The sequence below is a fragment of the Rhodanobacter sp. LX-99 genome, assembly GCF_018599185.1.
Taxonomy (GTDB): domain Bacteria; phylum Pseudomonadota; class Gammaproteobacteria; order Xanthomonadales; family Rhodanobacteraceae; genus Rhodanobacter.
On record NZ_JAHFVL010000001.1, the window covers coordinates 19,672 to 46,584 of the forward strand.

Sequence of the window (26,913 nt, forward strand, 5' to 3'; positions counted from 1 at the left end):
TTCGGAACGATGGACACGATGACCCAACGCAAATATTTCGGTACGGACGGCATTCGCGGCCTGGTCGGACAATGGCCGATCAGCGCGGACTTCATGCTGCGGCTGGGCCGCGCCGCCGGCAGCGTACTGGCGCGCGACGGCAGGGAGCGGCCGAATGTGCTGATCGGCAAGGACACCCGCATTTCGGGCTACATGTTCGAGGCCGCGCTGGAGGCTGGCCTGGTGGCCGCCGGTGCCGACGTGGGCCTGCTCGGCCCGATGCCGACGCCGGCAGTGGCGTACCTGACCCGCTCCATGCGCGCGCAGACCGGCATCGTGATCAGCGCCTCGCACAACCCGCACCACGACAACGGCATCAAGTTCTTCTCCGCCAACGGCGAGAAACTGTCCGACGAGGTCGAGCTGGCGATCGAGCGGGAGATCGACGCCGAGTTCGTCACGGTGCCGTCCGAACGGCTCGGCAGGGCCCGCCGGATCGACGATGCGGTGGCCCGTTACGCAGAGTACTGCAAGGGCACCGTGGCGGAGGATTTCAGCCTGCACGGGCTCAAGCTGGTGCTGGATTGCGCGCATGGCGCGACCTACCAGGTGGCGCCGAAAGTGTTTGCCGAACTGGGCGCCGAGGTGATCGCGATCGGCGACAAGCCGGACGGCTTCAACATCAACCGCGAAGTCGGCTCGACCCACCCGCAGACCCTGCAGCAGGCAGTGCTGGCGCACGGCGCCGACATCGGCATCGCGTTCGACGGCGACGGCGATCGCGTACAGCTGGTCGACCGGCATGGCGTACTGGCCGACGGCGACGACATCCTCTATGTGCTGGCGCGCAGCTGGCATGCGCAGGGAACGCTGAAGGGGCCAGTGGTCGGCACCCTGATGAGCAACTACGGCCTGCAGCTTGCGCTGGCCGAGTTCGAGGTGCCGCTGATCCGCGCCAACGTGGGCGATCGCTACGTACTGCAGCAGCTGAAGGAGCATGGCGGCGTGCTCGGCGGCGAAACTTCCGGCCACGTCCTGTGCCTGGACCGTGCCACCACCGGCGACGGCATCGTCGTCGCGCTGGCCGTGCTGGAGGCGCTGGCGCACTCGGGGGTGGACCTGGCCGCAGCGCGGCAGGGTCTGCAGAAGATGCCGCAGGTGATGCTCAACGTGCGTGCCGCCGGCGCACGCGAAGCACTGGCGAGCAACGAGGTAAAACGGGCACTGGCCGAGGCGGAGCAGGTCCTGCACGGCCGCGGCCGGGTGGTGCTGCGTGCTTCCGGTACCGAACCGCTGGTGCGCGTCACCATCGAGGGGGCCGATGCGGCGGAAGTGCAGCGGTTGGCGGAGAAGCTCGCGGGGACTGTAAAATCCGCAGCCGAACGCTCGTGAACCTGTAGTGGTATTGGGTCGCCATGGACTGGCCCGACGTGCCCCGCCCTTGCGGTGGCGGATGAATCGACCGCACGCCCAACCTGGTGACTACAGCCATGAAAAACGTTCCCACCCTCGACATCCGCCGTTACGGCACCGACCGCGACGCCTTCGTCGCCGAGATCGGCGCGGCTTACCGCGAATTCGGTTTCTGCTGCATCAGCGGCCACGGCATTGCGCGCGAACTGATCGAAGGCTCGTACGACGTGTTCCAGCGCTTCTTCGCGCTGCCGACCGAAACCAAGATGAAGTACCACATCGCCGGTGCCGGCGGCGCGCGCGGCTACACGCCGTTCAAGGTGGAGACCGCCAAGGACAGCCAGTACGCCGACCTCAAGGAGTTCTGGCACATCGGCCGCGAGATCCCGCGCGATTCGAAGTTCGCCGACGTGATGCCGCCGAACATCTGGCCGAGCGAAGTGCCGGATTTCAGGCAGTACGGCTACGGCCTGTACGAGGCGCTGGACCAGCTCGGCACCCGCGTGCTGCGTGCGCTGGCCTTGCATATCGGCGAGCCGGAGAACTTCTTCGAGGACAAGACCGACGTCGGCAATTCGATCCTGCGCCCGATCCACTATCCGCCGATCACCCAGGACAATATTCCGAACGTTCGCGCCGGCGCGCATGAGGACATCAACTTCATCACCCTGCTGGTCGGCGCCAGCGCGGAAGGGCTGGAAGTGCTCACCCGCGAGGGCGAGTGGCTGCCGATCACCACCGAGGGCGACGCGATCGTGGTGAACATCGGCGACATGCTGCAGCGGCTGAGCAACCACGTGTACCCGTCCACCACGCACCGGGTGGTCAACCCGAAGAATGAAAACGCGCGCAAGCCGCGCTATTCGGTGCCGTTCTTCCTGCACCCGAATCCGGACGTGGTGCTGGACCCGCTCGACTCATGCATCACGCCGGACAACCCGCGCCACTACGACACCTCGATCACCTCGCACGAGTATCTGCTGCAGCGCCTGCGCGAGATCAAGCTGATCTAGCCGGGATTCGGGATGCGGGATTCGGAAGAGCCGCGAATCTGGAGCACCGATCAGGCCATCCAGAAGAATACGGCGGTCATGCGTTTGGCCGCCGTTTCCAGTCCCCAGTACGCGCTGGCGCTGTGGATCAGGTTGGCCTTGTAGACCAGCAGCCGGTTGTAGCGATGCGCCACGCGCACGTCTTCGACAAACGAATTCGGCTGCACGAAGCGATTGCCCAGCGCCTCGGCCAGGTTGCGGTGCGGCGGCAGCACGATATTGCCGCCGAGCTGGCCGCCGGGCATGCGCTGGCGGAAGAAACTGGTGCCGCACTGCTCCGGCACGTCGGGGTTGAGATACAGCACGGCGGCGTAGCGACACAGGTTCGATGAATCGGTATGCGGCTTGACCGCGCCTTCGACCGAGCCGACCACCTGCACGCAATTGTGGTTGAGCCGGATGCCGGTCTCGGCCTGCTCGATCCAGACTTTCTTCGCGCCGGTCAGCCGGCACACCCGTGCATCCAGTGCGGCCAGCTCTTCGTCGAGCAAGGCGGGCATGGCGCGCATGCCCGGCCATACCTCGCCGGTGTACGGATAGCCCATTTCCCAGTCGGTCTTGGCCAGGCAGCGCGCGCGCACCTCGTCGGCGTTCGGCAGCGCGTCGTCGACCACCCAGTAATCGCGGCCTTCGACAGGCTTGCGATAAGGCAACGGGTGCATCCGGGTAGGGAACAGGGACATGCGATGAAGGCCGATGGTGTGTGCGGAGAACAGTAGCCGATGGCACAAATCCGCGAAGCTAGATCTGGGTATTCCGGTAGCGTTTCGATTCGCGCGCGGAAAGCCACATGGCCAGCCGGTCCGGCAGCAACTGGATGACGGCCTTGATGGTGCGGTTGACCCGGCCCGGGATGTACACGGCGTCGCCGCGTTCGACCGCCGCGATGCCCTGGTGCACCACTTCCTCCGCGCTCAGCCACATGAAGCCGGGCAGTTTGTTCATCTTGTCGCGGGTGCGGGTGACGTCGTGGAATTCCGACCAGGTGAAACCAGGGCAGAGGGCGCAGACGTTCACCCCGGCCGTGCGGTTTTCCAGCGCCAGCGACTGCGAGAACTTGATCAGGTAGGCCTTGCTGGCGGCGTACAAGGTATGCCCGGCCGGCCCCGGGACGTGCCCGGCGAGCGAGGCGACGTTGACGATGCGGCCATGACCGCGCCGGCGCATGCCGGGCAGCAACCGCCAAGCCAGTTCGGTGGGCGCGGTCAGCAATACCTGCAGGAAGTCCGCGTGGGCCACCCAGCCGTTGGCGACGAAGGTGCCGGGTACGCCGTAACCGGCGTTGTTGATCAACCAGTCGACCTGCAGGCCACGCTGCTCCAGTGCATCGCACAGTGCCTGTGGCGTGGTCGGGTCCGCGAGGTCGTGCGCCAGCACGGTCACCTGGACGGCATGTTGTCCGCGGAGTTCAGTGGCGAGAGCTTCCAGCCGGTCGGCGCGGCGCGCGGTCAGCACCAGGTCATGGCCCATTGCGGCGAGTTGCCGGGCAAATGCGGCACCGATGCCGGATGAGGCGCCGGTGATCAGGCTGAGCGGGCGGGGAGGCGTCATGCGGCATTCCGTGAACGAAACGTCATTCTTGACCGACCCGGCCGACCGGCGCCAGTAGTCTGCGCAGGTTTGCCCATATCCTGGGCCATCGGTAAGCTTGCCGTTTGACCGCAACGGAAGCAGCACATGCGCAAGAAATTCGTCGCCGGCAACTGGAAAATGCACGGCAGCCGTTCGATGGCCAAGGCCCTGGTGAACGACGTCGCCGCAGGCATGCCGGACGATATCGATGTGGCCGTATTCCCGCCGTTTCCCTACGTGGCCGAACTGGCTTGGCAGCACGCCGATTCCGGCCTGGGCGTTGGCGCGCAGGACGTCAGCGAGCATGAGGGGCAGGGCGCGTATACCGGCGAAGTCTCCGCCGCCATGCTGGCGGATGTTGGCGCGCGCTGGGTGCTGGTCGGCCATTCCGAGCGCCGCCAGTACCACGGCGAGGGCGACGAACTGGTCGCGCGCAAATTTGCCGCAGCCCGTGCCGGCGGCCTGACGCCGATCCTGTGCCTGGGCGAAACCCTGGAGCAGCGTAAAACTGGTGAAACCGAAGCGGTCATCGCACGGCAGCTGCAGGCGGTGCTGGCGCTCAATGGCGTGGCCAGTTTCGACACCGCGGTAATCGCCTACGAACCGGTCTGGGCGATCGGCAGCGGCCATACCGCCAGTCCGGAGCAGGCGCAGCAGGTGCATGCCTTCATTCGTAGCCAACTGGAAAAGGAAGATGTTATGATTGCCCGTCTGACCCGACTGCTTTACGGCGGCAGCGTCAAGGCGGCCAATGCCGCGGAATTGTTCGCGCAGGCGGACGTGGATGGAGGGCTGATCGGCGGTGCCTCTCTGACCGCATCCGACTTCCTTGGAATCTGCGCCGCGGCGCATCAGTCGCTACAGGCTCAATAGAAACCTTATGTTCGTCATTTTCAGCGTGTTTTACATTCTGATCGCTGCGGCGATGATCGTGCTGATCCTGCTGCAGAACGGCGCGGGTGCCGACGCCGGTTCGGGCTTCGGTGGCGGCGCATCGGCCACGGTGTTTGGCGCACGTGGTTCGTCCACGTTCCTGACGCGTGCCACCGGCGTGCTTGCGGGTTTGTTCTTCCTGCTCAGCCTCGGCATGGGTATCTACCTGCATGGCAACGGCGCACCGCATACCAATGCGGAAGATCTGGGCGTGATGGCCGCGCTCGCCGACAAACCGGCTGCCGGCAAGACGACCCCGGCCGCACCGGCGGCCGGCTCGGAAGTGCCAGCGGCGGCCCCCGGTGCAACCAACAACGCCGTCCCGGCCGCACAGCCGGCGGCAACCCCCGCCCCGACCCAGAGTCAGGGCGAGGTACCGGCAGCCACCAAGCCGCCGGCCAAGCACTGAGCAACACACCTGCCCAGGTGGCGGAACTGGTAGACGCACTACCTTGAGGTGGTAGCGACGCAAGTCGTAGGGGTTCGAGTCCCCTCTTGGGCACCAATAGACGTTTCAGGAAGTCTCTGAAGCACACGGAACCCCGCATAACAGCGGGGTTTTTTGTGTCTGAATGTCTGATTCAATGCGTTGCTGCAACCCGACAAGATTCGCTCAACATTGCGGGGTTCGATGACATGAAGTTTGCAGGTTACGGCTGATCAGAAATCGGATTCGATTGGGTCGAGCTGTTCTTCATTCAGATCGTCGTAGAACACCACTTCGAGTAACTGCAGCAATCCCTTGGCGCGCGGGTCTGGACAAACTCCCTGCAGCACGGTGCTGATCATCCTTCGCCTACACGCCGTGGCGCGATCTGCCGATCCCGTCCAAGTGCGGGCGCCGCCAATATGCCGGTGCCCCGTGAGTCAGGCTCGGACTGCCCTCTGTCAGCACGGACCTACGATCGGGGCAACCTTTCCTGCATAGGGTGCCGCGCATGATCGTCTACGCCATCAAGCAGAACGAAAGCGGGCTGTGGAGCGTCTCCTACATGGGCATCACGCTCGCGGACGGACTGCACCTCGGCCCCGCCATCACGCGGGCGAGGGATGCCGCTCGAGCTGAACACCTGGACTCTGGCCTCACCACACGGGTAGAGATGCATGACGCTGGCGCGATCGTGCCCCTGGCCAGCTACTACCAGAAGCCGCAGGGTAACTGGACGGGCGCCACGGCGTGAGGGCGAGCGCGCCCGAGCGGATAAATCTTCGCGACCGGCTGAGCCGCGCCCACTGGTGCGGTTGCTTCAGTTGCAGCGACCGCGAGCTGGTCGAAGCGGTGCGCGCCACCGGCAGCACCGAGGTCGGCGTGGTGGGGCTGTATCTTCCGTGGCTTGATTCCAACCCCCGGACCTGACTGATTTGACTCCGCAGCATTTCCCGCTGACTTGCCACGATTCACGGCACCCGATCTGGACAAGCTCTCCGTCCATCCGGATCCCTGCCTGGACACCCCAAATTTTCACGGTCAGATCATGGTCGGGGCATGTAAAAAAGGGGGAACAGGATGGCGGGAAGGCTCAAATGCAGGTGGTGGCCGAACTCGATAAACGCATCGAGGAAGCTCGTCGACTTTTGGTTCTGGACGAGCTGCATTTGCAACGCGTATCGCAAGCCGGTCTCAGCACCGTGACCGCGCGTGACCTTGTTGAACGGCAGAAACGCTACCTGGACCGCCTGATCGTCCATCACGACCGGGTTGTGGCGCACCGGCTCGCCCTTCATGCGCATGATCAGACAGATCCGACTGCGGGAACATGACGCGTGAAGTCAGTCTCGGCGGGTTCGCCATGGACTCGAACCCGCAGGATGTCGCACCGCGCTTCCCGCACAACGAGTGTGGGTGGCGGCCGACATATCGAGCCTTCCGGCCGTGACACATTGTGTCCGGACGGCGAAGGTATTGAACGGCTGGCTGGTCGTGTCGCTACCAGGTTCCTCACCAGAAGGGGAGTGGGTGTCATGGTGACGATTTCGCTGAAGCAATCGGCTGCGGGCGGCTGGCGTGTTTGCCGCTGCCGGATCACGTTGTTCAGTGACCTGCAGCTGGGGGCGGCGATCAAGCTTGCCCGGGAAATGGCTCGCGACGAGCATCAGCGCCTCGGGCGCCGGGTTCGCGTGGAAATGCCGGGGCCGATTTCCACGATCCTGCTGGCGCGTTATGCCGACGACGGCACCGAAAGCGAAGCCAATACCCGCGACACGCCGGCTGCCCGAGCATTGTTCGGCCAGGCGCCGAAACCGCGCCTGAGGCATTTCTGCATGTTGCCGGCACGGCACGTCACGGCCAGCATCTCATGGGCGGACAACGGAAGCACCGAACTGCTTGCAATGGGGCGCTGTGCGGCCTAATTTCATGCAGCCCAACCAAGGAGGGCGTCAAGTGATCAATGTGGTTCTGGTGGACGATCACGAGCTGGTTCGCACCGGCTTTCGAATGATCCTGCAGCAACAGCCGGACATCAATGTCAGCGGCGAAGCGGGCAGTGCCGAAGAGGGCCTGCACCTGATCCGGACGCTGGCGCCGGACATCGCCCTGGTCGACGTGCACATGCCCGGCATGAGCGGGATCGAACTCACCGAGCGCGTCTGCCGCTCGAAAATGTCCACGCATGTCGTCATCGTGACGGTGGTCGATGACGCACGCTTTCCCAAGCGCCTGCTCGATGCCGGCGCGCTTGGTTACCTGACCAAGGGCTGCAGTGCCGATGAGCTGGTATCTGCAGTGCGCCAGGTGGCCGGCGGCCGTCGCTATCTTGCCCCGGCAGTTGCGCAGCAGCTTGCATTGGCCACCCTCGACGGCAGCGCCTCGCCGTTCGACGTGCTGTCCAGCCGCGAACTTGAGGTGGCGATGATGCTGGTACGCGGCAAGCCGCTGACCATCATCGGCGAGCAGCTCAATCTGAGCCCGAAAACCGTATCCACCTACAAGCAACGCCTGATGGAAAAGCTGCATGTGGACCATGTGCTCAGCCTGGCCCATCTGATGACGGTGCACGGTCTGATCGATACACCGAATCACCACGTCGGCAACTGATCGCGTTGCCGCGTGGCTCGAGGCAATAAAAAACCGGACGCGCGTCCGGTTTTTTATTGTGTTGCCCGGTGCCGCGGCGGCTCAGCCGTGCGAGTCGTTCTTGTGTGCGTCAGGCTCGTCGTGCGACAGCGACGATGCCGGCTTGCCTGCTTCGTCAGCCGACGGTGTCGGCTTTGCCGGGGCCAGCAAGTCGCCTTGCTTGGGCAGCGGCAGCGAAGCTATCGGGCTGGCAACCATCGGTTTTTCCGAAACGTCGACCGTGGCTGCAGGTATCGCCGCGCTGGCTGGATGGTCTTCCTGCCGGGCGGGGACCGGAGTTGTCCCCGTCGGGGACGTCGCTGCAGACGATGCAGCAATTGGCGTTGCAATCGGGGCGGGAGTCACAGAAGCAACGACTGTCGGGCCTGCTGCCGGAGTCGCTGCTACCGGGGCGGCCCGCACCGCCGCTAGTTCCTCGGCGAAGGCCCGTCCATCGATCGTCGTCGGCGTCACCGTGGTCGTAGCGATGGTTGCTGGTGCGACGGGGGCGGATTCTACCCCTTCCACCTGGTGCACATTGGTCGAAGTGACTTGAGGCTTCGGTGCAGCGGGAACAGCCGTGGGGGTGACCCTGACGATATCCTGCTCATCAGCGGCGTTCGTTGCCGCCGCAGACTTCACCTGATCGGGGATCGGCGGCAGGGTAGGCAGGTTGAACGCCGTGGCGGCGGGCATGGCGGCACTGACTGCCGCCGCAACCGTGGTAGCGGCGGGCTTTTCGATCGGCTGGGCGGCCATCGGTTGGCGAACTGCCGGCATAGGCATGGCATGGTCGGCCACGGCCACGGCCACGTCGCCTGAAGCCATGGTCGCGGACGACGATTCACGCGGCGGTTGTTCGTTGCGCACGACCGGGGTGACCGCCGTGGCAGAAGCAGCAGTGGTTTCGTCACGATCCTCGTCATCGAGTGCCTGTGCCTGCTCGCTGTCGATGCTCACGCCGTTCGCGCCGGCTTCGTCATGACGGCGGCGGCGGCGACCACCGCGACGCCCGCGACGACGGCGCGACTGGCTGCCATCTGCATCCATGGCGTTCTCGGCGGACTCCGGTACGGTCGATGCGGCCGGCAGCGTGAGCAGAAGTTCGGCTTCTTTGGCCGCGTCGTCCAGCGGAGCGGCGATGGGGCGCTCATTCGTGGCGACCCGCGGCTGTCGTTCGGTTTTCGCCTGCTGCTGCGGGCCCGGCTTGCGCTCGCCCGCTCGTGCCTGATTGCTTTCGCCCGTGGCCGGCTTGGGCTGGCGCTCTGCCTTGGCAGTCTGTACTTGTGCCTGCTGAGGCGGACGCGATTGAGCCTCGTTGTTGCGCTGACGGTTGCTGCGGGCCTGCTGCTGGGCGGCGGATTTCGGCGAGCCTTGCTGGGTCGTTTCGCGCCGCGGCGGGCGCGACGATGACGCGTTCGTACTATTGACCGCGCGATTGCCGCGTTCGTCGCGACGATTGCGGTTGCCGCCGTCGCTATTGTTGTCAGCGCGCTGCGGCGCCGGTGCCGGTGCCGCCGCTTCCGCGTTGCGGAACCAGCCCAGCAGGCGTGCGATGACGCCGCCGGTCGGTGCGGTACGTGCGGCCGGTGCCGCCACCGGCTGACGCCGCGCAGCGGGCTGTGCCGAGGCAACTGGTGCGACGATTTCTTCGCGCACCGGAGCGGGGCTGGCTGGCACGATACCGCTCACCGCAGGCTGTTCGCCGCTGCCCAGGGCCTGGCCCATCTTCGGCAGCTCGGCTGTTTCCACTGCAGTCAAGCGCTCGTAGCTGGGCTTGCTGTGTTCGCCCATGTCCGCTTCGCGGATGCGCTGAATCTCGATGTGCGGGGTTTCCAGCTTCTCGTCGGCGACGATCATCACGTGCACCTTGTGGCGCAATTCGATCTCGACCACGCTGGCACGCTTCTCGTTGAGCAGGAAGTTCGCGACGCTGCTCGGTGCCTGCACCAGCACTTGGCCGGTGTTGTCCTTCATCGCATGTTCTTCGATCAGGCGCAGGGTCGACAGCGACAGCGATTCCACGCCGCGGATGTGGCCGTGACCTTCGCAGCGCGGGCAGGTGATCTGGGTCGCCTCACCAAGGCTCGGGCGCAGCCGCTGGCGCGACATCTCGAGCAGACCGAAGCGCGAAATGCGGCCGATCTGTACGCGGGCGCGGTCCAGTTTCAGCGCATCCTTCAGGCGATCTTCCACTTCACGCTGGTGCTTCGGGCTGTCCATGTCGATGAAGTCGATCACCAGCAGGCCGCCGGCATCGCGGATGCGCGCCTGGCGGGCGATTTCCACCGCTGCCTCGCAATTGGTGTTGAACGCCGTTTCCTCGATGTCGCTGCCCTTGGTCGCCTTGGACGAGTTGACGTCGATCGCGGTCAGCGCTTCGGTCTGGTCGATCACGATCGAACCGCCCGACGGCAGGCGTACCTGGCGGTCGAACGCGCTCTCGATCTGCGTCTCGATCTGGTAGCGGGTGAACAACGGGGTGTCGTCGCGGTACAGCTTGAGCTTGCGCAGCGCGTTCGGCATCACCTGCTGCATGAAGTCGCGGGCGTCGTTGTACAGCGATTCGTCGTCGATCAGGATTTCGCCGATGTCGCTGCGCAGGTAGTCGCGCAGGGCACGGATGAACAGCTTCGACTCCTGATAGATCAGGAACGGCGCCTTCTGCTTGCTGGCCGCTTCGGAGATCGACTTCCACAGCTGCAGCAGGTAGTCCAGGTCCCACTGCAGTTCTTCGGCGTCGCGGCCGAGGCCGGCGGTGCGCACGATCAGGCCGACGTCGTCAGGCACGGTGACGTGGTCGAGCGCTTCCTTCAGCGCCTGCCGATCCTCGCCCTCGATCCGGCGCGAGACGCCGCCGGCCTTCGGGTTGTTCGGCATCAGCACCATGTAGCGGCCGGCCAGGCTGATGAACGTGGTCAGGGCAGCGCCCTTGTTGCCGCGTTCTTCCTTTTCCACCTGCACGACGACTTCCTGACCTTCCTTGATCAGTTCGCGGATGTTCGCCTTGTGCGGGTCCAGGCCAGGGGTGAAGTAATCGCGGGAGATTTCCTTCAGCGGCAGGAAGCCGTGGCGTTCGGCGCCATACTCGACGAAGCAGGCTTCGAGTGAAGCCTCAACTCGAGTGATTCGACCCTTGTAAATATTGGACTTTTTCTGTTCCCGCGAAGGGATTTCGATGTCCAGGTCGTACAGATTCTGGCCATCGACAATGGCCACGCGCAACTCTTCACGCTGAGTCGCGTTGATCAACATACGTTTCATGGTGGTAATCCTCGGCTTGGCCGCGCGTCGCGCGCCACGGTGGCGCCACAATGGCGGCCTGCCGGGGATCGCGCCGCTGCGGTTAAGCGGCAAAAAAACGGCACCGTTTCCGGCGTCGGGATGATTCGGTCAGCTGCGCCCGCCGCCCCGACACCGCAATGGCATCGGACAAACAGCGGCCCAAACCGTTACGATGAAAGGGAGTCGCGACCGGCCGCCCGAAGGCACCGGAGCAATCCTCGCCGACGTTACGGGCGGGCATTCGACCCGATCCAGACTTCGATGGGCAGAATGTAGCGCCCGCCGAGTATCCTATTTAAGCAGGTTTTTTTCAATGCAGACGGCAACTTCCCATGACGCACCTCACGGTGTACGTCAAGTCGAGATCGGCCCCGAGCGGGACGGTCAGCGCATCGACAATGCGCTGGTGACCCTGCTCAAGGGCGTGCCCAAGAGCATGATTTACCGGCTTTTGCGTACCGGCCAGGTACGCGTGAACGGCAAGCGGGCCAAGCCGGATACGCGTCTCGCTGATGGTGATACGCTGCGAATTCCCCCTGTGCGGGTGGCGGAAAGGCCAGAGGGCCGTATGCCCGCCAGCGGCCTGGTGGCATCCGTGGCCGATTCGGTCATTTTCGAGGACAAGCACTTTCTGGTCATCGACAAACCCGCCGGCGTGGCCAGCCACGGCGGCAGCGGGGTCAGCCATGGCACGATCGAGCTGCTGCGCGCGGCCCGACCGCAGGAACACCTGGAACTGGTGCACCGGCTCGACCGCGATACCAGCGGCGTGCTGGTGTTTGCCCGTACGCGGGCCGGGCTGACCGGCCTGCAGGCGGCGATCCGCGCCGGCGAAGTCACCAAACAGTATCTGTGCCTGATGCTCGGCCACCCGTCCAAGGCGAAGTTCGACGTCAACGCACCGTTGTTGAAATCGGTCATGCAGGGCGGCGAGCGGATGGTGCGAGTAGCCGACAACGGCAAGCCATCGCTGACGTTTTTCCGTGAAATGGAACAGTACCCCAGCGCCCGCCTGATGCAGGCCACGCTGGGCACCGGCCGCACCCACCAGATCCGCGTGCATGCGGCACATATCGGCCACCCGCTGGCCGGCGACCCGAAATACGGCGATCGCGAGATGAACAAGCGCTTCCGCGAAATGGGCCTGAACCGGATGTTCCTGCACGCCTCGCACATGAGCTTCGACCTGGACGGGCGCTCTTACAGCTTTTCCGCGCCGCTGCCGGACGATCTGAAGGATTTCCTCGACGTGCTGTCGGTGAAAGGCAAGCGGCTGCTCTGGATGAAGGAAAAGTCGCGCACCGACTTCTGATCAGCGCGCCAGCAAAGCCTCGACCCGCGCGGCGCAGATGAAATCGTTCAGCGACAGTCCGCCAACGTCGTGAGTCGACCACAACACCTGGCAATGGCCGTAGCCGGCTTCGAGGTCCGGGTGATGGTCTTCCTGATTGGCCATGAAGCCCACCGCGTTGATGAAGCCCAGCGTGTGATGGAAGTCGGCAAACCTGAAATCCTTGACGATGGCTGCACCGTCACTGCGCAACTGCCAGCCCGACGGCAGTTGCTGCAACAGCTCGGCCACCTGCGCACCGCCCAGCGCATGCTCCTTGCCCTTGCGCGGCTGACAGTGCCGGGTGGCCAGATCGTTTACGTTCATGGGATCTCCGTCGGGGCTGAAAGTCTTGAGGATGCGAAGCGTCGAAGTTGTGCGCGCAAAAGTCAAAGCGCGCATGGAACTCGAAACAGGACTAAAATGGTGCTGTTTCGCCGGTAAGGCCTACCGGCACCCGTTGGGCGATACTGGAGCAGGCATGATCGACATTTCCGAACGCGCGCAGCAGCATTTTCTGCGGCTTCTCTCACAGCAGGGCATCGACGGGCTGGGTATCCGCCTGCGGGTGACTTCGCCGGGCACGCCGGCGGCCAACTGCGAACTGGAATTCTGCGAGCCCGCGGACCTGGCCGGCGGGGAGTGGACGATCGAGTGCGCCGGCTTCGACTTCCATGTCGACGGCGACAGCGCCAGTTGGCTGGACCACGCCAGCATCGACTTCGAGCCGAATGCCACCGGCGGCCAGCTCAACATCCGCGCGCCGAAGATCAAGGGCGATGTGCCTGGGGCGGAAGCGGGCCTGATCGAGCGTGTGCGCTACGTGCTGGAGGCGGAGATCAACCCGAAGCTGGCCTCGCACGGCGGCCGCGTCAGCCTGCTGGAGATCGATGCCGACGGTGCGGTGCTGCTGCAGTTCGGCGGCGGCTGCCACGGCTGCGGCATGGTCGACGTGACGCTGAAGCAGGGCGTGGAAAAGACCTTGCGCGAGCGGGTGCCGGAAATCACCGCAGTGCGCGACGCCACCAACCACGCCGTCGGCGAAAAGCCTTACTACAGCAAGGCCGAGGGCAAGTCGGCAATTGCCTGAACCTGGTCCGGATCGCGCAAAAACTAAAGGCCCGCCGAAGCGGGCCTTTGTTTTCCTGCAACGCGGCAGCGGGTTTACTTGTCGCCGCTGACGTGGCCCTTCAGCGTATCGAGCTTGCTCGGCAGGCCGGAGAAATACGCGGCGACGTCCTCGATGTCCTGGTCGGACAGCGTGGCTACCATGCCTTTCATGATCGGATTATTGCGCTGGCCATCCTTGTACTCGTGCAGCACTTGCTGCAGATACAGGCTGTACTGGCCAGCGAGGCGTGGGTACTGCGGATCGATCGAATTGCCGTCGACACCATGGCAGGCGAAGCAGGTGGCTGCCTTCTGCTTGCCGTTCTCGGCGTTGCCGGTGGCAAGCAGCTGGGTGGAAGCGAACGCCAGGATGGCGCCGAATGAAAGCAGGGTAATCGCACGTTTCATGCGGGAAGTCCTTGGCAGCTTACTTGGCGAGACTGGAAAGATAGGCGGCAATGTTCTGGATGTCCGTCGCGGACAGGCTCTGCGCCTGCGCATCCATGGTCGGGTGCTTGCGGTCGCCGCTCTGGTAACCCTGCAGCGCATTGACGATGTACTGCTCGTTCTGGCCAGCGATCTTCGGCACCGGGTACTGCGGGTAGGCGTTGGTGTAGCCAGGTATCCCATGGCAACCAGCGCACGTATAAATGAGTTTGCGTCCGGCGGCCTTGTCGCCTTCAGCGTGAACGCTGGTGGTGGCGAAGAAGGCTGTGGCCACGGCCAGGCCAAGCAATTGCAATCGAGTCATCGAGATCATTCCCACGAGTGCGACAGGTACAGGGTCATGTAAGCCACCAAGTATAGACGTTGCTTTAACGCGTGAACAACACTCCGCTCAGGAATGGTCAATGTTTGCGCAGCCCATCGGGCACTCGTGCCGACTGCATCGACCGACATTGCCGTTGTGACCATCGCCCCCATATACTGGCGTGGTCATATCGTTTTCCCCGGGGGTGTCCTGGCTTCGACGGGGGTAGTGAGATGACTTGGTGCATGCCGAGGGGGCAGCTTTCCTCGTTAATCCAGCAGCAAACTCATAGTTGCCAACGACGACAACTACGCTCTCGCCGCTTAAGGCGTAAGCCCCGAACCCACTTGTGCTCATGCTCGTCGGTGTAGGGTCATTACCATGAGATCGCCGAACGCTGCTGCCTGGCGGTTCTAGGCTAGATCAATCAGGCTGGTTCCGCGGTGCGCTTCGCCCATCGTGCTTGTCGCGGAACGAGATCGAACGGTGAGCTAAGCATGTAGATCCGGGCATTTAACGCCTTCGGACGCGGGTTCGACTCCCGCCACCTCCACCAACGCAAAACCCCCGAGCGATCGGGGGTTTTTTTATGGTTAGACTGCGGCGGATTCAGGCGGCGCGATTGTGCGAACGCATGGTGCGTTGCTTCTCGATCTGCCAGTCGCGCTGCTTTTCGGTGTCGCGCTTGTCGTGTTCCTGCTTGCCGCGGGCGAGGCCGATCTCGACCTTCACCTTGTTGCCTTTCCAGTACATGGCGGTGGGCACCAGGGTGTAGCCCTTGCGCTCGACGGCGCCGACCAGTTGGTCGATCTCCTTGCGGTGCAGCAGCAGCTTGCGGGTGCGCCGGTCCTCGGCGATGACGTGGGTGGAGGCGCTGATCAATGGCGGAATCGATGCGCCGACCAGGAAGATCTCGTTCTTCAGGACGACCGCGTAACTGTCGCCGAAATTGATCCGCCCCGCACGCAATGCTTTCAGCTCCCAGCCCTGCAGCGCGACGCCGGCCTCGAAGCGCTGGTCGATGTGGTACTCGAAGCGCGCACGCTTGTTGAGCGCGATGGTGCCGCCGCCCTTGTTGTCCTTGTCCTTTGTCTTGGCCATGTCCGTTAAACTCGGGCGCGTCGCCCTGTGGTCTGCCCTGTTCCGTTGGGAACGGGCTCATTCAATAGGTGCAGCCATGGATGGCTGCTTCTTGATCCTCGCACTCAGGGATGAATGCAAGAACCATCGAGGGTTGCCGTGATCGAAATTCGTCGCAGCGCGTTGGTGAAGTATTCGCCAGCGCAGATGTTCGACCTGGTCAATGACGTTGAAGCATACCCAAAGCGCTTCTCTTGGTGTGCCGCCGCCGAGGTCACCGAGCGCAAGGAGGATGTGCTGGTGGCACGACTGGATCTCAAGTTTGCAGGGCTCCACCAGAGCTTCACAACGCGCAATACGATCGATCCGCCGCGGCGCCTGCGGATGGACCTGGTCGACGGCCCGTTCCGCAGCCTTGAGGGCGTGTGGGACTTCATCGCCCTCGGCGATGCCGGCTGCAAGGTCGCGTTTGCGCTGGATTTCGACTACGCCGGCCGGCTCGGTGGTGGTGCGCTGAAGCTGGGTTTCCAGGGACTGGCCGGACGCATGGTGGACGACTTCTGCCGAGAGGCCGAGCGTGTCTATGGCTGAGCGTACGATCCGCGTCGAAGTGGTTTACGCGGGGACGGAACGGCCGATCCGGCGTCGGGTCGAACTGGCCGATGGCTGCACGGTGATGCAGGCCATCGACGCCTCGGGGATCGTCACCATGCTTCCGGGCGGTGCGGTCGATCCGGCCCGCCTAGGCGTCTTCGCTCGAAAAGTGGCGCCGGACCGGCTTGTGCGGGAAGGCGACCGGATCGAGATCTACCGGCCGCTGCTGCTTGATCCGATGGAAGCGCGTCGCCGGCGTGCCCGTTAGGGCAGGGCGAGCCGCCCCGATCAATGGCCGTCGTTGCTGCCCGGGTTGTCGCCCTGGCCGAAACCGCCGTCATTCTTCTTGTCGTCCGGCGACGTGCTCTTGTCGCCCTGGGTCTCGTTGACCGGATAGCCGGCGTTGTACTTCTTGCTGTCCTTGACCAGTTGCTGGGCATCCTGCGCAAAGAAGTCGCCCTCGGTGCGCACCAGCGTGTCATTGTTGAAGGTCAGGGTGAACGTGCGCACTTTCATGGCGCTGCCACGGTGCGACAGGGTCGACACGTAGTCCCAACGGCTCTGGTCGAACGGCGTGCTCACCGAAGGCGTACCCATCAGCACCAGCACCTGGCGCTTGGTCATGCCGGGCTTGAGCTGATCCACCGTTTTCTTGTCGAGCAGGTTGCCTTGCTGCACGTCGGGTTTGTAGACGATATGGCAACCGGCAATGGAAAGCGCCAGCACGGCGAAAACCAGCAGGGTGATCAGCTTTTGCATGCGTGTTGCGTCCGGATCATGAAGGTGTCGGATGATACACTACCGGCTCGGAATCGCCGTGTGCGGGGGTGGGTCATGGAACAGGAAACCAAAGAGCTGCGCAGGGTTGGCCTCAAGGTGACCCACCCGCGCATGCGCATCCTGCAGATCTTCGACGAGGAGGGCGTCCAGCACCTCACCGCCGAAGACGTCTACAAGAAACTGCTTGCCCACCAGGAAGACATCGGCCTGGCCACGGTGTACCGCGTGCTGACCCAGTTCGAGGCGGCAGGCATCATCGTCAAGCACAATTTCGAAGGTGGCCAGGCTGTCTACGAACTGGACCGCGGCAAGCATCACGATCACATGATCGATGTGGACAGCGGGAAAGTGATTGAGTTCGTCAGCGAGGAGATCGAGCGCCTGCAGCACGAGATCGCGGCGAAGCACGGCTATGTGATCGAGGATCACAGTCTGGTGCTGTACGTGCGGCCGAAGCAGCGCGCTCCTCGCAAAGGCTAGAAGAGTCGCGACTATCTTGGGCTCCGCCAGGAATGCCAGACGGTAAAACGGGCATAAAAAAGCCGCGAGGAGGACTCCTGTCCGCCCGCGGCTGCTCCCCTACCTGTCGGTTGGCAACGCGAATGGCTCGCTGTTGCCTTTTGACTCTCGCCAGGTAGCGGCGAAACGGCCTCCTGCCGTTGTTTCAGAGCCCCCGTCCCCACGGTGACTCTGATCCACCATCTTGCGATGGTGGCTCCCCCACATCGATGGACAGATGCTAACGACGGCTTCACGTTTCCGGTATCGGAAAAATTCCTAGTTTTGCCGACCAATCTCGGGAGGATTGTTGTTGCCCCGCAGCAAAATCCGCAGGTGCACACCGGCCGGAGCGGGACGCAGTCGGAACTGTCCGCCGAGCGAGGTGACCCTGTCGCGCATGCCTTGCAGGCCGCGACCACCGCGGGGCAGGCGGCTGGGCAGGCCGGTGCCGTCGTCGCGCAGGTCGAGCAGGGCCACCGCGATGCCCTGGCGCTCGCCGATACGCAGGCGCAGCCTGAACTCGCTGGCCTTGGCATGCTTGACGGCATTGGTCGCGCTTTCCTGCACCAGCCGGTAGATCGCGGTGCGGGTGTCGTCGTCCAGCAGGCGGGGGTCGCCGTGCAGTTCGGTGTGGTAGGTCATCCCGGCGGTGTTCAGCAGATCGCGGATGGGGCCTTCATCAAGGGCGCGCAGCAACCCGAACTCATCGAGCACGGCGGGGCGCAAGTCGTCCAGCAGGCGGTGCAGGGCGCGCCGCATATGCGCCAGGATGGTATTGATCGAAGTGCTGATGTCCTCCATGCCGGCTTGGTGCAGGCGCGCCTGGGCCAGCTTCACATGGGTCTGGATCGCGGTAATGTTCTGGCCCAGTTCGTCGTGCAGTTCGGCGGCCAGGTGGCGACGCTGGTTTTCGTCCGCCTGCAGGTTGCCGCGGGCGGCGTCGCGCAGTTGATGGGCCAGTTGGTCCAGCCGACGGTTGACCGCGCCCAGGTAGATGTTCTGCTCGGCCACGCGTTCGCTGCTTCGACGCAACGCATCGGTGGCCGACCCCAGCATCAGCGCACCGGTTCCGGCCACCGCAAGAAACAGGTAGGCCGCGGCGTTCGACGGGGCATGACCCAGATGCTGGTCAACCAGGGTCATGCCGAGACTGGTGATGAGCATGGCCAGACTGGCGCCGCGCCAGCCGTGGCGGAAAGCGAAGAACAGCACCGGCGCCAGCGACAGCACGCGGGCGAATTGCGGCTGGGGCGCGGCCTGCTCGGACAGCACCAGCAGGATCGTCATGGAAGGCAGCATCACCAGCAGCCCATCCATGAACAGGCTGGCCAGGGCGCGCTGCTCGATCCGGGTACGCAACAGCATGATCATCAACGGCACGATCAGCAGGATGCCCAGGTAATGGCTGAGCAGTTCCTCGCCGAGCACGCGGATCATCAGTTCGGGCGAGCTCGGCGTGCTGACCAGCGCCAGCAGTGCGGCATCGACGGCGGTGGTGGCGGTCACCACCAGCACCACGGAAAGCAGCAGACGGGTGACCTCCTGCGGGCTGTGCAGGCTGGCATGCAGGTTGAATCGCCGCAGCAGCCACAGGCCGGCGGCCATCACCAGCGGCTCAGGCAACTCGTCGACGGCGAAACCGAACCAGCCCAGTGGCAGGCCATGGGCCAGGCTGATGCCGGCAGTGGCGACAAGTTCGGCGCCCAGCAACCAGCCCCAGTACCGGACCGGGGTGAGCAGCAGGGCGCCGAAGCGCAACCCGTACGGCAGCATCCAGTACGGCTGCACGGTCAGCCACAGCAGCAGCCACAACAGCAGGTAGCCGGCGGCGAGCACGGGGCCGGAGTCGGGCAGGCGTAGGGGTTTCAGGCGCATGCGCGGATGTTACATGTGCGCCGTGCAACGGTGGTCGGCCATGCCGTCGGCAAGCCGGATGTGCATAACGGCGGGGTCCCTGTGTAAAGTAGCGGGATGTACAGCATTGTTCTGGTCGATGACCATGCCATCGTTCGCGAGGGCTTCAAGCGGCTGATCGAGATGGAGTCGGATCTCGACGTGGTAGCCGAGTGCCGCAGCGCCGACGATGCGGTCGAGGCGGTCAGCCACTGGCGCCCCGACCTGGTCGCGCTGGATCTGTCCCTGCCCGACGGCAGTGGGCTGCCGCTGATCGAGCACCTGCTCAGCGTCCACGCGCAAACCCACATCGTGGTGTTGAGCATGCATGATGGCGAGCCGTACGTGTCCGAGGCGTTGCGCCGCGGCGCCAGCGGTTACGTCACCAAGGGCGTGGCGCCAGAGGAACTGGTGGCGGGCCTGCGCGCGGTGATGCAGGGCGAATGTTTCCTCAGTTCGGATTTGCGCCAACGCCGGGCCGACCGGCCGAATGCGGCGCTGGACCCTCTCAACCGGCTGACCGCACGCGAGCGCGAGGTTTTCCTGCTGCTGGCCGGGGGCCGCGCCCCGAAGCAGGTGGCGGCGGAGCTGGGGATCGGGCAGAAGACGGTCTACATCCATCGCGCCAGCCTGATGGGCAAGCTGGGTGCCGGCTCGGAACTCGACCTGTACCGGATGGCGACCGAGCGCGGGATGTTGTCGCCGGCCGGGTGACACGGCCTCGTCGAATCAGGCGATCTGTGCCCGCTCCAGCATCTGCTTCGCGTGAGCCCGCGTTTCGCGGGTGATCTCGACGCCGCCCAGCATGCGCGCCAGCTCGTCGCGGCGACCGGCGGCGTCGAGCCTTTCGATCTGCGTGCGGGTGGAATCGCCGTCGCTGTGCTTGCTGACGCGCAGGTGCGCATGGCCCTGGGCAGCCACCTGCGGCAGGTGGGTGACGCACAGCACCTGGCGCTGGGCGCCCAGCGCGCGCAGTTTCTGCCCGACCACTTCGGCGACGGCGCCGCCGATGCCGGTGTCGACCTCGTCGAAGATCATGCTGCCGACGGTGTCCTTGCCCAGGGTGGCGACTTCGATCGCCAGGCTGATGCGTGCCAGTTCGCCGCCGGAGGCAACCTTGCGCAGCGGGCGCGGCGGCTGGCCGGGATTGGCGCTTACCAGCAGTTCGCAGCGTTCGAGTCCTTGCGGGTCCGGTTCGCTGCCGGCAGCCGGTTCCAGCTCGACGCGCAAGAGGCCGCCGGCCATGCCCAGTTCGGCCATCAGCGCGCTGACCTCGTCGCCAAGCCTGGCGGCGGCCATCGCACGCGCGCCGCTGAGCCGGGCCGCCGCGCTGGCGTAATCGTCCTGCAAGCGTTGGCGTTGTGCCGCCAGCTGTTCCAGTGCGTCACCGGCACCTTCGAGCTCGACCAGCTCGGCGTGCAAGGCGGCCAACCGGTCGTGCAACTCGGCCACCGGCAGCCGATGCCGGCGTGACAGCTCGTGCAGGCGGGCCAGATGATTGTCGACTTCGGTGTAGCGCTCCGGGTCGAGGTCGACGTCCTGCGCATAGCGTGCCAGGCCGTCGGCGGCTTCGCCGAGTTCGATGCCGGCGTTGTCCAGCAGTTCCAGCAGCGGGGCAAGCTGGCCGTCGAGCGCGGCAAGCTTGCCCAGTTCGGCATGCGCCCGGCCGAGTGCGCGGCGCAACGCGAATTCGCTGTCGCCATCGAGCAGTTCGACCACGCCGGCGGTGCCTTCGGCCAGGCGGCCGGCGTTGGCGAGGCGCTTGTGGTTCGCTTCGAGTTCGTCCAGTTCGGCGGGCGGTAGCGTCCATTTTTCCAGTTCGCCGATTTCATGCCGCAGCAGTTCGATGCGCTGGCCGCGGTCATCGCCACCGCTGAGCTTGCGCATGCGCGCGCCCAGTTCGCGCCATTGCACGGCACCGTCGCGCACCTGCGCCAGCAAGTCGTCGTGACCGGCGTAGGCGTCCAGCAGGGCCAACTGGTGCGAGCGCGACAACAGCGCCTGATGCTCGTGCTGGCCGTGGATCTCGACCAGCAGCGCGGCCAGTTCGCCAAGCTGGCGGGCGTTCGCCGGGCGGCCGTTGATCCAGGCCTTGGAGCTGCCCTCGGCACGGATCACCCGGCGCAACTGGCAGCTGCCATCCTCGTCGAGTTCCTCGCGTTGCAGCCAGTCGCGGGCCTCGGGCAGGTCGGCCAGATCGAACTCGGCCGCCAGTTCCGCGCGGTCGTTGCCGGTGCGCACCATGCCACTGTCGGCGCGGGCGCCGGCCAGCAGCATCAGCGCGTCGACCAGCAGCGACTTGCCGGCGCCGGTTTCGCCGCTGACCACGGTCAGGCCCGGGCCGAACGCGACCTCGGCGGCTTCGACGACGGCAAAATGACGGACGTAGAGCGAAGTGAGCATGGGCAGGCTGATGATGGGGTGGTGGGATTGTAGCGGCAGCCGGATGGCTCCTGGACACGTTCCACTTGCAAGCCGCGCGCGCAGACCTTATTTCTGTCGGGTCTCAAGGACTGCTACAACAGCATGATCAACCCGCATGGCCACGACCTCGACTCGCGCGCGCGCAGCCTGTTGCGCACGCTGATCGCCCAGTACCTGGTTGACGGCGAGCCGGTTGGCTCGCGCACGTTGTCGCGTTCGTCCGGCCTGGACGTGAGCCCGGCGACGATCCGCAACATCATGGCCGATCTCGAGGATGCCGGCCTGGTCGCCTCGCCGCACACCTCGGCCGGGCGCGTACCGACGCCGCGCGGCCTGCGCCTGTTCGTCGACAGTCTGATCGAACTGCAGCCGCTGCCGCGCGCGGAAATGGCCCGGCTGCAGCGCGAACTGCCGCCGGGGCCGACCACCACGCGCGACCTGCTCGGCAATGTCTCCACCCTGCTGTCGGCGATGACCCATTTCGCCGGGGTGGTCACGGTGCCGCGCCAGGCCGACTTTCCGCTGCGGCACATCGATTTCGTGGCATTGCCGGATGCGCGGGTGCTGGTGATCCTGGTGTTCAGCGACAACCAGGTGCAGAACCGCATCGTGCAACTGGCCCGGCCGCTCGACGGCCGCGAGCTGGAGCAGGCGGCGAACTACCTGAACAGCCACTTTGCCGGCCTGCGCGTGGACGACATCCGCGCCCACCTGCTGGCCGAAGTACGCAAGACCGGCAGCGAGCTGAACCAGCTGCTGGCCAGCACGATGGAACTGGCCACCGCCTCGTTCGCGCCGCCGGCGAATGGCTCCAGCGGTCCGGACGTGCTGGTCAGTGGCCAGACCAACCTGATGGGCTACTCCGAGCTGGCCGACATGCAGCGCCTGCGCGAGTTGTTCGAGGCGTTCCAGCAGAAGAATGAATTGCTGCAGCTGATGGAAGTCTGCGCCCGGGCGCCGGGCGTGCGCCTGTTCATCGGCGATGAATCCGGCTTTACCGCGCTTGATGGCTGCAGCGTGGTCACTGCCAGCTACGGCGCGCAGGGGCGTGTGCTCGGCGCGGTCGGCGTGATCGGCCCGACCCGGATGGCCTACGAGCGGGTGATCCCGGTGGTGCAGGCCACCGCCGGATTGCTCAGCGACGCCTTGAATCGCGCCGCCACGACCCTATAACCGCAGCGGGAGGCGGGGTTTCTCGCAAATCTGGACGGTCGGCATGCATGCCGGCCATGACAATCGTTTGGAGTGAGCATGCAGAACAACGATCCGCAGTCGCCGGGCGAGGCGCCGACCCAGGGCCAAGCCGCCGAGTCGACGACCACCGAACTGGCAGGCCTGCAGGCGCGCGTGGCCGAGCTGGAAGCCAGCAATGCCGAGTTGCGCGAGACGGTATTGCGCGAACACGCGGAACTGGAAAACCAGCGCCGCCGCCTGCATCGCGACCTGGAGCAGGCCCGTCGCTTCGCCAACGAGAAACTGCTGAGCGAATTGCTGCCGGTCTATGACGGCCTGGAAAGCGGCCTGGCGATCGAGGGCGGCGACTTCGCCTCGATGCGCGAAGGCCTCGGCCTGACCCTGAAGGCGCTGCTGAAGGTGGCCGAGAACCACGGCATGGCGCAGGTCGACCCGCTGGGTCAGCCGCTCGATCCGGAACGCCACCACGCGGTGAGCATGGTCGAGGCGCCGGGCCAGGCGCCGGGCACCGTGGTCAGCGTGCTGCAGAAAGGTTATGTGCTGAACGACCGCCTGCTGCGCCCCGCGCTGGTCGCGGTGGCTAAGGACTGAGCGGCGTATCGCCTGGCGCCTGCCTGAATGGCGCGCCGGTCCGCGCGCAAGAAATCGCATCCGGGGCCTTGCCGGCATTGAATCGCCAGAGCAGGTCCCCATCTGAAAACCATCGCGGCCGCGGGGGCCGCAAGAAAAAATTTGGAGAGCTTACACATGGGCAAGATCATCGGCATCGACCTGGGCACGACCAACTCCTGCGTGTCCGTGATGGACGGCAGCACGACCAAGGTCATCGAGAACTCGGAAGGCGACCGTACCACGCCGTCCATCGTCGCCTTCACCAAGGACGGCGAAGTACTGGTGGGCGCTTCGGCCAAGCGCCAGAGCGTGACCAATCCGAAGAACACCTTCTACGCGGTGAAGCGCCTGATCGGCCGCAAGTTCACCGACGCCGAAGTGCAGAAAGACCTGCACATCGTCCCCTATGGCGTCATCGCGCACGATAACGGCGACGCCTGGGTGCAGACCTCCGACGGCAAGAAGATGGCGCCGCAGGAAATCTCCGCCAAAGTGCTGATGAAGATGAAGAAGACCGCCGAGGATTACCTCGGCGAGACGATCACCGAAGCGGTGATCACGGTGCCCGCGTACTTCAACGACAGCCAGCGCCAGGCGACCAAGGACGCCGGCAAGATCGCCGGCCTGGAAGTGAAGCGCATCATCAACGAGCCGACCGCGGCCGCGCTGGCCTACGGCCTGGACAAGAAGGGCGGCGACCGCAAGATCGCGGTGTACGACCTCGGCGGCGGCACCTTCGACGTGTCGATCATCGAGATCGCCGAAGTCGACGGCGAGAAGCAGTTCGAAGTGCTGGCCACCAACGGCGACACCTTCCTCGGCGGCGAGGACTTCGACATGCGCGTCATCGACTACCTCGTCGACGAGTTCAACAAGGAGCAGGGCATCGACCTGCGCAAGGACCCGCTCGCGCTGCAGCGCCTGAAGGACGCCGCCGAGCGCGCCAAGATCGAGCTGTCCTCGAACCACCAGACCGACGTGAACCTGCCGTACGTGACGGCCGATGCGTCCGGTCCGAAGCACCTCAACATCAAGCTGACCCGGGCCAAGCTCGAGGCGCTGGTGGAAGACCTGATCAAGCGCACCATCGAGCCGTGCCGTACGGCGCTGAACGATGCCGGCCTGCGCGTATCCGACATCAACGACGTGATCCTGGTCGGCGGCCAGACCCGCATGCCGAAGGTGCAGGAAGCGGTGAAGGACTTCTTCGGCAAGGAGCCGCGCAAGGACGTCAACCCGGACGAGGCCGTCGCCGTGGGCGCAGCGATCCAGGGCGGCGTGCTCGGCGGTTCGGTCAAGGACGTGCTGCTGCTCGACGTCACCCCGCTGTCGCTCGGCATCGAGACGATGGGCGGCGTGATGACCAAGCTGATCGAGAAGAACACCACGGTGCCGACCAAGGCCTCGCAGACCTTCTCGACCGCCGACGACAACCAGACCGCGGTGACCGTGCACGTGCTGCAGGGCGAGCGCGAGCGCGCCAGCGCGAACAAGTCGCTGGGCAAGTTCGACCTGCAGGGCATCGACCCGGCGCCGCGCGGCATGCCGCAGATCGAGGTCACCTTCGACATCGACGCCAACGGCATCCTGCACGTGTCGGCCAAGGACAAGAAGACCGGCAAGGAACAGAAGATCGAGATCAAGGCCGGCTCGGGCCTGTCCGAGGAAGAGATCCAGCGGATGGTCGCCGACGCCGAGGCGAACAAGGAAGAGGACAAGAAGTTCCACGAGCTCGTCGCCACGCGCAACAAGGCCGATCAGCTGGTGCACGCGACCCGCAGCGCGCTGAAGGAGCACGGCGGCAAGGTGCCGGCCGATCAGCTCAGCAGCATCGAGGGCGCGCTGTCCGATCTGGAGAAGGTCAAGGACGGCGACGACAAGGCGGCGATCGAGGCCAAGGTGGAGAAACTGGAGCAGGTGGCGCAAGCGCTTTACGCCGCCGCACAGGGTGGTGGCCCGGCCGATGCCGGCGCACAATCCGCACCGGGCGGCTCGGCCCAGCCCGACGACGTGGTCGACGCCGAGTTCACCGAAGTGAAGGACGACAAGAAGTAATTGGCCACCGTTGTCGGCACGGCCGATGAACCAGCCCGTGCCGGGAACCCCCGGTACGGGCTGTCTGTTGAGCGGAATACGGAACCGTCGACTTCTCCGGACAGGGCAGCGACAAGCAGTGTGGATGCATGAATGAGCAAGCGTGACTACTACGAGGTGCTGGGCGTCGAGCGCAGCGTCGGCGAAGCCGAACTGAAGAAATCCTTCCGCCGGCTGGCGATGAAATACCATCCGGACCGCTGCCCGGACGATCCCACGGCACAGGACAAGTTCAAGGAGGCCAAGGAGGCCTACGAAGTACTGTCCGATGCCTCGAAGCGCGCGATGTACGACCAGCACGGCCACGCCGCCTTCGAGAACGGCATGGGCGGCCGCGGCGGTGCCGGTTTCGGCGACGTCGGCGACATCTTCGGTGACATTTTCGGCGACATCTTCGGCCGCAGTGGCAGCGGGCGCGGCCGGCCGCGGCGCGGCGCCGACCTGCGCTACATCATGGAGCTGGACCTGGAGGAAGCCGTGTTCGGCGTCAGCCGGCAGATCGAGGTGCCGACCCAGGTCAACTGCCACCACTGCAACGGCAGCGGCTCGGAGGACGGCAAGGTCAGCAAGTGCAAGACCTGCAACGGCCACGGCCAGGTGCGCATGCAGAACGGCATCTTCTCGATCCAGCAGTCCTGCCCGCACTGTGGCGGCAGCGGCCAGGCGATCGAGAAGCCGTGCAGGAAATGCCACGGTGAAGGCCGCATCGAGGAAACCCGCACGCTGTCCGTGCAAATCCCCGAGGGTGTCGACAACGGCGACCGCATCCGCCTGACCGGGCAGGGCGAGGCGGGCCCGGCCGGTGCGCCGGCCGGCGACCTGTACGTGGAAGTGCACGTGCGCGAGCACGCGATCTTCCAGCGCGACGGCAACGACCTTTACTGCGAATTGCCGATCCGCTTCTCGCAGGCGGCGCTGGGCGCCGAACTGCCGGTGCCGACGCTGGAAGGCGAAGTGCCGGTCAGCATTCCGCCGGAGACACAGACCGGCACCCAGTTCCGCCTGCGCGGCCGTGGCGTCAAGTCGGTGCGCAGCAGTCGCCACGGCGACCTGATCTGCCGCGTGGTGGTGGAGACGCCGGTGCGATTGACCAAGCAGCAGCGAGAATTGCTGGAGTCGCTGGAGGCCACCTTCGACAGCAGCGACGCAGGCAAGCACACCCCGCGCGCCAAGGGCTGGGTCGACGGCGTGAAGAAATTCTGGTCGCGGGTCACCGCGTAAAAGCCATCGCCCCCGCTAGCATGTGCGGATCGACCACTGG

30 protein-coding genes, 1 tRNA gene and 1 other RNA gene are annotated in these 26,913 nt (G+C 65.1%); 20 read left to right on the forward strand and 12 right to left on the reverse strand.

Going from position 1 to position 26,913, the window contains the following annotated elements:
• Positions 1 to 18 precede the first annotated feature (18 nt).
• Both glmM and KK131_RS00100 read left to right on the forward strand, forming a co-directional pair.
• On the forward strand, positions 19 to 1,371 hold the full coding sequence (glmM, locus tag KK131_RS00095; protein WP_214554349.1) for a phosphoglucosamine mutase: 1,353 nt from the start codon (positions 19 to 21) through the stop codon (positions 1,369 to 1,371).
• Positions 1,372 to 1,469: 98 nt separating this feature from the next.
• Entirely contained in the window at positions 1,470 to 2,405 is a 936-nt protein-coding gene (locus tag KK131_RS00100; protein WP_214554351.1) for a 2-oxoglutarate and iron-dependent oxygenase domain-containing protein, read from the forward strand.
• A gap of 50 nt (positions 2,406 to 2,455) precedes the next feature.
• Here the strand turns inward: KK131_RS00100 and KK131_RS00105 are convergent, their stop codons facing one another.
• Positions 2,456 to 3,106, reverse strand: a complete 651-nt coding sequence (locus KK131_RS00105; RefSeq protein WP_250887216.1) for a DUF6445 family protein — start codon at positions 3,104 to 3,106, stop codon at positions 2,456 to 2,458.
• Positions 3,107 to 3,185: 79 nt separating this feature from the next.
• Positions 3,186 to 3,995, reverse strand: coding sequence for an SDR family oxidoreductase (locus KK131_RS00110; protein ID WP_214554355.1), 810 nt, complete (start codon positions 3,993 to 3,995; stop codon positions 3,186 to 3,188).
• A 126-nt stretch (positions 3,996 to 4,121) separates the two neighbouring features.
• Between KK131_RS00110 and tpiA the strand changes: the two genes are divergently transcribed.
• The 3 genes from tpiA (at position 4,122) to KK131_RS00125 (ending at position 5,454) form a co-directional block, all read left to right on the forward strand.
• Positions 4,122 to 4,889 carry a triose-phosphate isomerase gene (gene tpiA / locus KK131_RS00115; RefSeq protein ID WP_214554357.1) on the forward strand — a complete coding sequence of 256 codons (768 nt, stop codon included), beginning with the start codon at positions 4,122 to 4,124 and terminating at the stop codon, positions 4,887 to 4,889.
• 7 nt (positions 4,890 to 4,896) lie between these two features.
• The gene (secG, locus tag KK131_RS00120) at positions 4,897 to 5,358 is read left to right on the forward strand and encodes a preprotein translocase subunit SecG (RefSeq protein WP_214554359.1); all 462 of its coding nucleotides are present in this window, start codon (positions 4,897 to 4,899) and stop codon (positions 5,356 to 5,358) included.
• Between the two features lie 11 nt (positions 5,359 to 5,369).
• A tRNA-Leu gene (locus KK131_RS00125) sits at positions 5,370 to 5,454 on the forward strand.
• A gap of 155 nt (positions 5,455 to 5,609) precedes the next feature.
• Here the strand turns inward: KK131_RS00125 and KK131_RS17700 are convergent.
• Positions 5,610 to 5,738 carry a hypothetical protein gene (locus KK131_RS17700; RefSeq protein WP_284731437.1) on the reverse strand — a complete coding sequence of 43 codons (129 nt, stop codon included), beginning with the start codon at positions 5,736 to 5,738 and terminating at the stop codon, positions 5,610 to 5,612.
• Between the two features lie 149 nt (positions 5,739 to 5,887).
• Here KK131_RS17700 and KK131_RS00130 point away from each other — a divergent pair, with 149 nt between their 5' ends.
• Both KK131_RS00130 and KK131_RS00135 read left to right on the forward strand, forming a co-directional pair.
• The gene (locus KK131_RS00130; protein WP_214554361.1) at positions 5,888 to 6,130 is read left to right on the forward strand and encodes a hypothetical protein; all 243 of its coding nucleotides are present in this window, start codon (positions 5,888 to 5,890) and stop codon (positions 6,128 to 6,130) included.
• Entirely contained in the window at positions 6,127 to 6,306 is a 180-nt protein-coding gene (locus KK131_RS00135) for a DUF3606 domain-containing protein (protein WP_214554363.1), read from the forward strand. The genes KK131_RS00130 and KK131_RS00135 overlap by 4 nt, the downstream gene beginning before the upstream one ends.
• 116 nt (positions 6,307 to 6,422) lie before the next feature.
• On the opposite strand, the gene KK131_RS00140 is transcribed toward KK131_RS00135, so the two are convergent.
• Complete coding sequence (locus KK131_RS00140; protein WP_214554365.1) at positions 6,423 to 6,680, reverse strand: hypothetical protein; 258 nt, start codon at positions 6,678 to 6,680, stop codon at positions 6,423 to 6,425.
• A 231-nt stretch (positions 6,681 to 6,911) separates the two neighbouring features.
• On the opposite strand from KK131_RS00140, the gene KK131_RS17585 reads away from it, so the two are divergent.
• Both KK131_RS17585 and KK131_RS00150 read left to right on the forward strand, forming a co-directional pair.
• A complete protein-coding gene (locus KK131_RS17585) occupies positions 6,912 to 7,301 on the forward strand; it encodes a hypothetical protein (protein ID WP_250887161.1) in 390 nt (129 codons plus the stop codon).
• Between the two features lie 31 nt (positions 7,302 to 7,332).
• Positions 7,333 to 7,986, forward strand: a complete 654-nt coding sequence (locus KK131_RS00150; protein ID WP_214556602.1) for a response regulator — start codon at positions 7,333 to 7,335, stop codon at positions 7,984 to 7,986.
• Positions 7,987 to 8,067: 81 nt separating this feature from the next.
• On the opposite strand, the gene KK131_RS00155 is transcribed toward KK131_RS00150, so the two are convergent.
• A complete protein-coding gene (locus KK131_RS00155; RefSeq protein WP_214554368.1) occupies positions 8,068 to 11,268 on the reverse strand; it encodes an Rne/Rng family ribonuclease in 3,201 nt (1,066 codons plus the stop codon).
• A gap of 334 nt (positions 11,269 to 11,602) precedes the next feature.
• Between KK131_RS00155 and KK131_RS00160 the strand changes: the two genes are divergently transcribed.
• The gene (locus tag KK131_RS00160; RefSeq protein WP_214556603.1) at positions 11,603 to 12,601 is read left to right on the forward strand and encodes an RluA family pseudouridine synthase; all 999 of its coding nucleotides are present in this window, start codon (positions 11,603 to 11,605) and stop codon (positions 12,599 to 12,601) included.
• Here the strand turns inward: KK131_RS00160 and KK131_RS00165 are convergent, their stop codons facing one another.
• Positions 12,602 to 12,946: a 4a-hydroxytetrahydrobiopterin dehydratase gene (locus tag KK131_RS00165; protein ID WP_214554370.1), complete on the reverse strand. Its 345-nt coding sequence runs from the start codon at positions 12,944 to 12,946 to the stop codon at positions 12,602 to 12,604.
• 154 nt (positions 12,947 to 13,100) lie between these two features.
• On the opposite strand from KK131_RS00165, the gene KK131_RS00170 reads away from it, so the two are divergent.
• Positions 13,101 to 13,709 carry a NifU family protein gene (locus tag KK131_RS00170; RefSeq protein WP_214554372.1) on the forward strand — a complete coding sequence of 203 codons (609 nt, stop codon included), beginning with the start codon at positions 13,101 to 13,103 and terminating at the stop codon, positions 13,707 to 13,709.
• A 74-nt stretch (positions 13,710 to 13,783) separates the two neighbouring features.
• Here KK131_RS00170 and KK131_RS00175 read toward each other — a convergent pair whose 3' ends face one another.
• Both KK131_RS00175 and KK131_RS00180 read right to left on the reverse strand, forming a co-directional pair.
• Positions 13,784 to 14,137, reverse strand: a complete 354-nt coding sequence (locus tag KK131_RS00175; RefSeq protein WP_214554374.1) for a cytochrome c — start codon at positions 14,135 to 14,137, stop codon at positions 13,784 to 13,786.
• 19 nt (positions 14,138 to 14,156) lie between these two features.
• Positions 14,157 to 14,480 (reverse strand): cytochrome c, encoded by a 324-nt coding sequence (locus tag KK131_RS00180; protein WP_214554376.1) that lies wholly within the window; start codon positions 14,478 to 14,480, stop codon positions 14,157 to 14,159.
• A 201-nt stretch (positions 14,481 to 14,681) separates the two neighbouring features.
• On the opposite strand from KK131_RS00180, the gene ssrA reads away from it, so the two are divergent.
• Positions 14,682 to 15,036, forward strand: a transfer-messenger RNA (tmRNA) gene (gene ssrA, locus KK131_RS00185).
• Positions 15,037 to 15,089: 53 nt separating this feature from the next.
• Here the strand turns inward: ssrA and smpB are convergent.
• Positions 15,090 to 15,581, reverse strand: a complete 492-nt coding sequence (smpB, locus tag KK131_RS00190) for an SsrA-binding protein SmpB (RefSeq protein WP_214554378.1) — start codon at positions 15,579 to 15,581, stop codon at positions 15,090 to 15,092.
• 138 nt (positions 15,582 to 15,719) lie between these two features.
• Between smpB and KK131_RS00195 the strand changes: the two genes are divergently transcribed.
• Positions 15,720 to 16,151: a type II toxin-antitoxin system RatA family toxin gene (locus KK131_RS00195; protein WP_214554379.1), complete on the forward strand. Its 432-nt coding sequence runs from the start codon at positions 15,720 to 15,722 to the stop codon at positions 16,149 to 16,151.
• A complete protein-coding gene (locus KK131_RS00200) occupies positions 16,144 to 16,422 on the forward strand; it encodes an RnfH family protein (protein ID WP_214554380.1) in 279 nt (92 codons plus the stop codon). The genes KK131_RS00195 and KK131_RS00200 overlap by 8 nt, the downstream gene beginning before the upstream one ends.
• A gap of 20 nt (positions 16,423 to 16,442) precedes the next feature.
• Here the strand turns inward: KK131_RS00200 and bamE are convergent, their stop codons facing one another.
• Complete coding sequence (gene bamE, locus KK131_RS00205) at positions 16,443 to 16,913, reverse strand: outer membrane protein assembly factor BamE (RefSeq protein ID WP_214554381.1); 471 nt, start codon at positions 16,911 to 16,913, stop codon at positions 16,443 to 16,445.
• A 75-nt stretch (positions 16,914 to 16,988) separates the two neighbouring features.
• Between bamE and fur the strand changes: the two genes are divergently transcribed.
• Positions 16,989 to 17,414, forward strand: a complete 426-nt coding sequence (fur, locus tag KK131_RS00210; RefSeq protein WP_056385637.1) for a ferric iron uptake transcriptional regulator — start codon at positions 16,989 to 16,991, stop codon at positions 17,412 to 17,414.
• A 297-nt stretch (positions 17,415 to 17,711) separates the two neighbouring features.
• On the opposite strand, the gene KK131_RS00215 is transcribed toward fur, so the two are convergent.
• Positions 17,712 to 19,310 (reverse strand): MASE1 domain-containing protein, encoded by a 1,599-nt coding sequence (locus KK131_RS00215; protein WP_214554382.1) that lies wholly within the window; start codon positions 19,308 to 19,310, stop codon positions 17,712 to 17,714.
• Positions 19,311 to 19,406: 96 nt separating this feature from the next.
• Here KK131_RS00215 and KK131_RS00220 point away from each other — a divergent pair, with 96 nt between their 5' ends.
• Complete coding sequence (locus tag KK131_RS00220; protein ID WP_214554383.1) at positions 19,407 to 20,042, forward strand: response regulator transcription factor; 636 nt, start codon at positions 19,407 to 19,409, stop codon at positions 20,040 to 20,042.
• A 15-nt stretch (positions 20,043 to 20,057) separates the two neighbouring features.
• On the opposite strand, the gene recN is transcribed toward KK131_RS00220, so the two are convergent.
• Entirely contained in the window at positions 20,058 to 21,731 is a 1,674-nt protein-coding gene (recN, locus tag KK131_RS00225; RefSeq protein ID WP_214554385.1) for a DNA repair protein RecN, read from the reverse strand.
• Positions 21,732 to 21,854: 123 nt separating this feature from the next.
• Here recN and hrcA point away from each other — a divergent pair, with 123 nt between their 5' ends.
• The 4 genes from hrcA to dnaJ all read left to right on the forward strand — a co-directional run bounded on the left by hrcA (position 21,855) and on the right by dnaJ (position 26,873).
• Positions 21,855 to 22,925 (forward strand): heat-inducible transcriptional repressor HrcA, encoded by a 1,071-nt coding sequence (gene hrcA, locus KK131_RS00230; protein ID WP_214554387.1) that lies wholly within the window; start codon positions 21,855 to 21,857, stop codon positions 22,923 to 22,925.
• A gap of 78 nt (positions 22,926 to 23,003) precedes the next feature.
• The gene (gene grpE, locus KK131_RS00235) at positions 23,004 to 23,537 is read left to right on the forward strand and encodes a nucleotide exchange factor GrpE (protein ID WP_214554388.1); all 534 of its coding nucleotides are present in this window, start codon (positions 23,004 to 23,006) and stop codon (positions 23,535 to 23,537) included.
• 156 nt (positions 23,538 to 23,693) lie between these two features.
• The gene (gene dnaK / locus KK131_RS00240) at positions 23,694 to 25,613 is read left to right on the forward strand and encodes a molecular chaperone DnaK (RefSeq protein WP_214554389.1); all 1,920 of its coding nucleotides are present in this window, start codon (positions 23,694 to 23,696) and stop codon (positions 25,611 to 25,613) included.
• A 132-nt stretch (positions 25,614 to 25,745) separates the two neighbouring features.
• Positions 25,746 to 26,873: a molecular chaperone DnaJ gene (gene dnaJ, locus KK131_RS00245; protein ID WP_214554390.1), complete on the forward strand. Its 1,128-nt coding sequence runs from the start codon at positions 25,746 to 25,748 to the stop codon at positions 26,871 to 26,873.
• Positions 26,874 to 26,913: the final 40 nt, after the last annotated feature.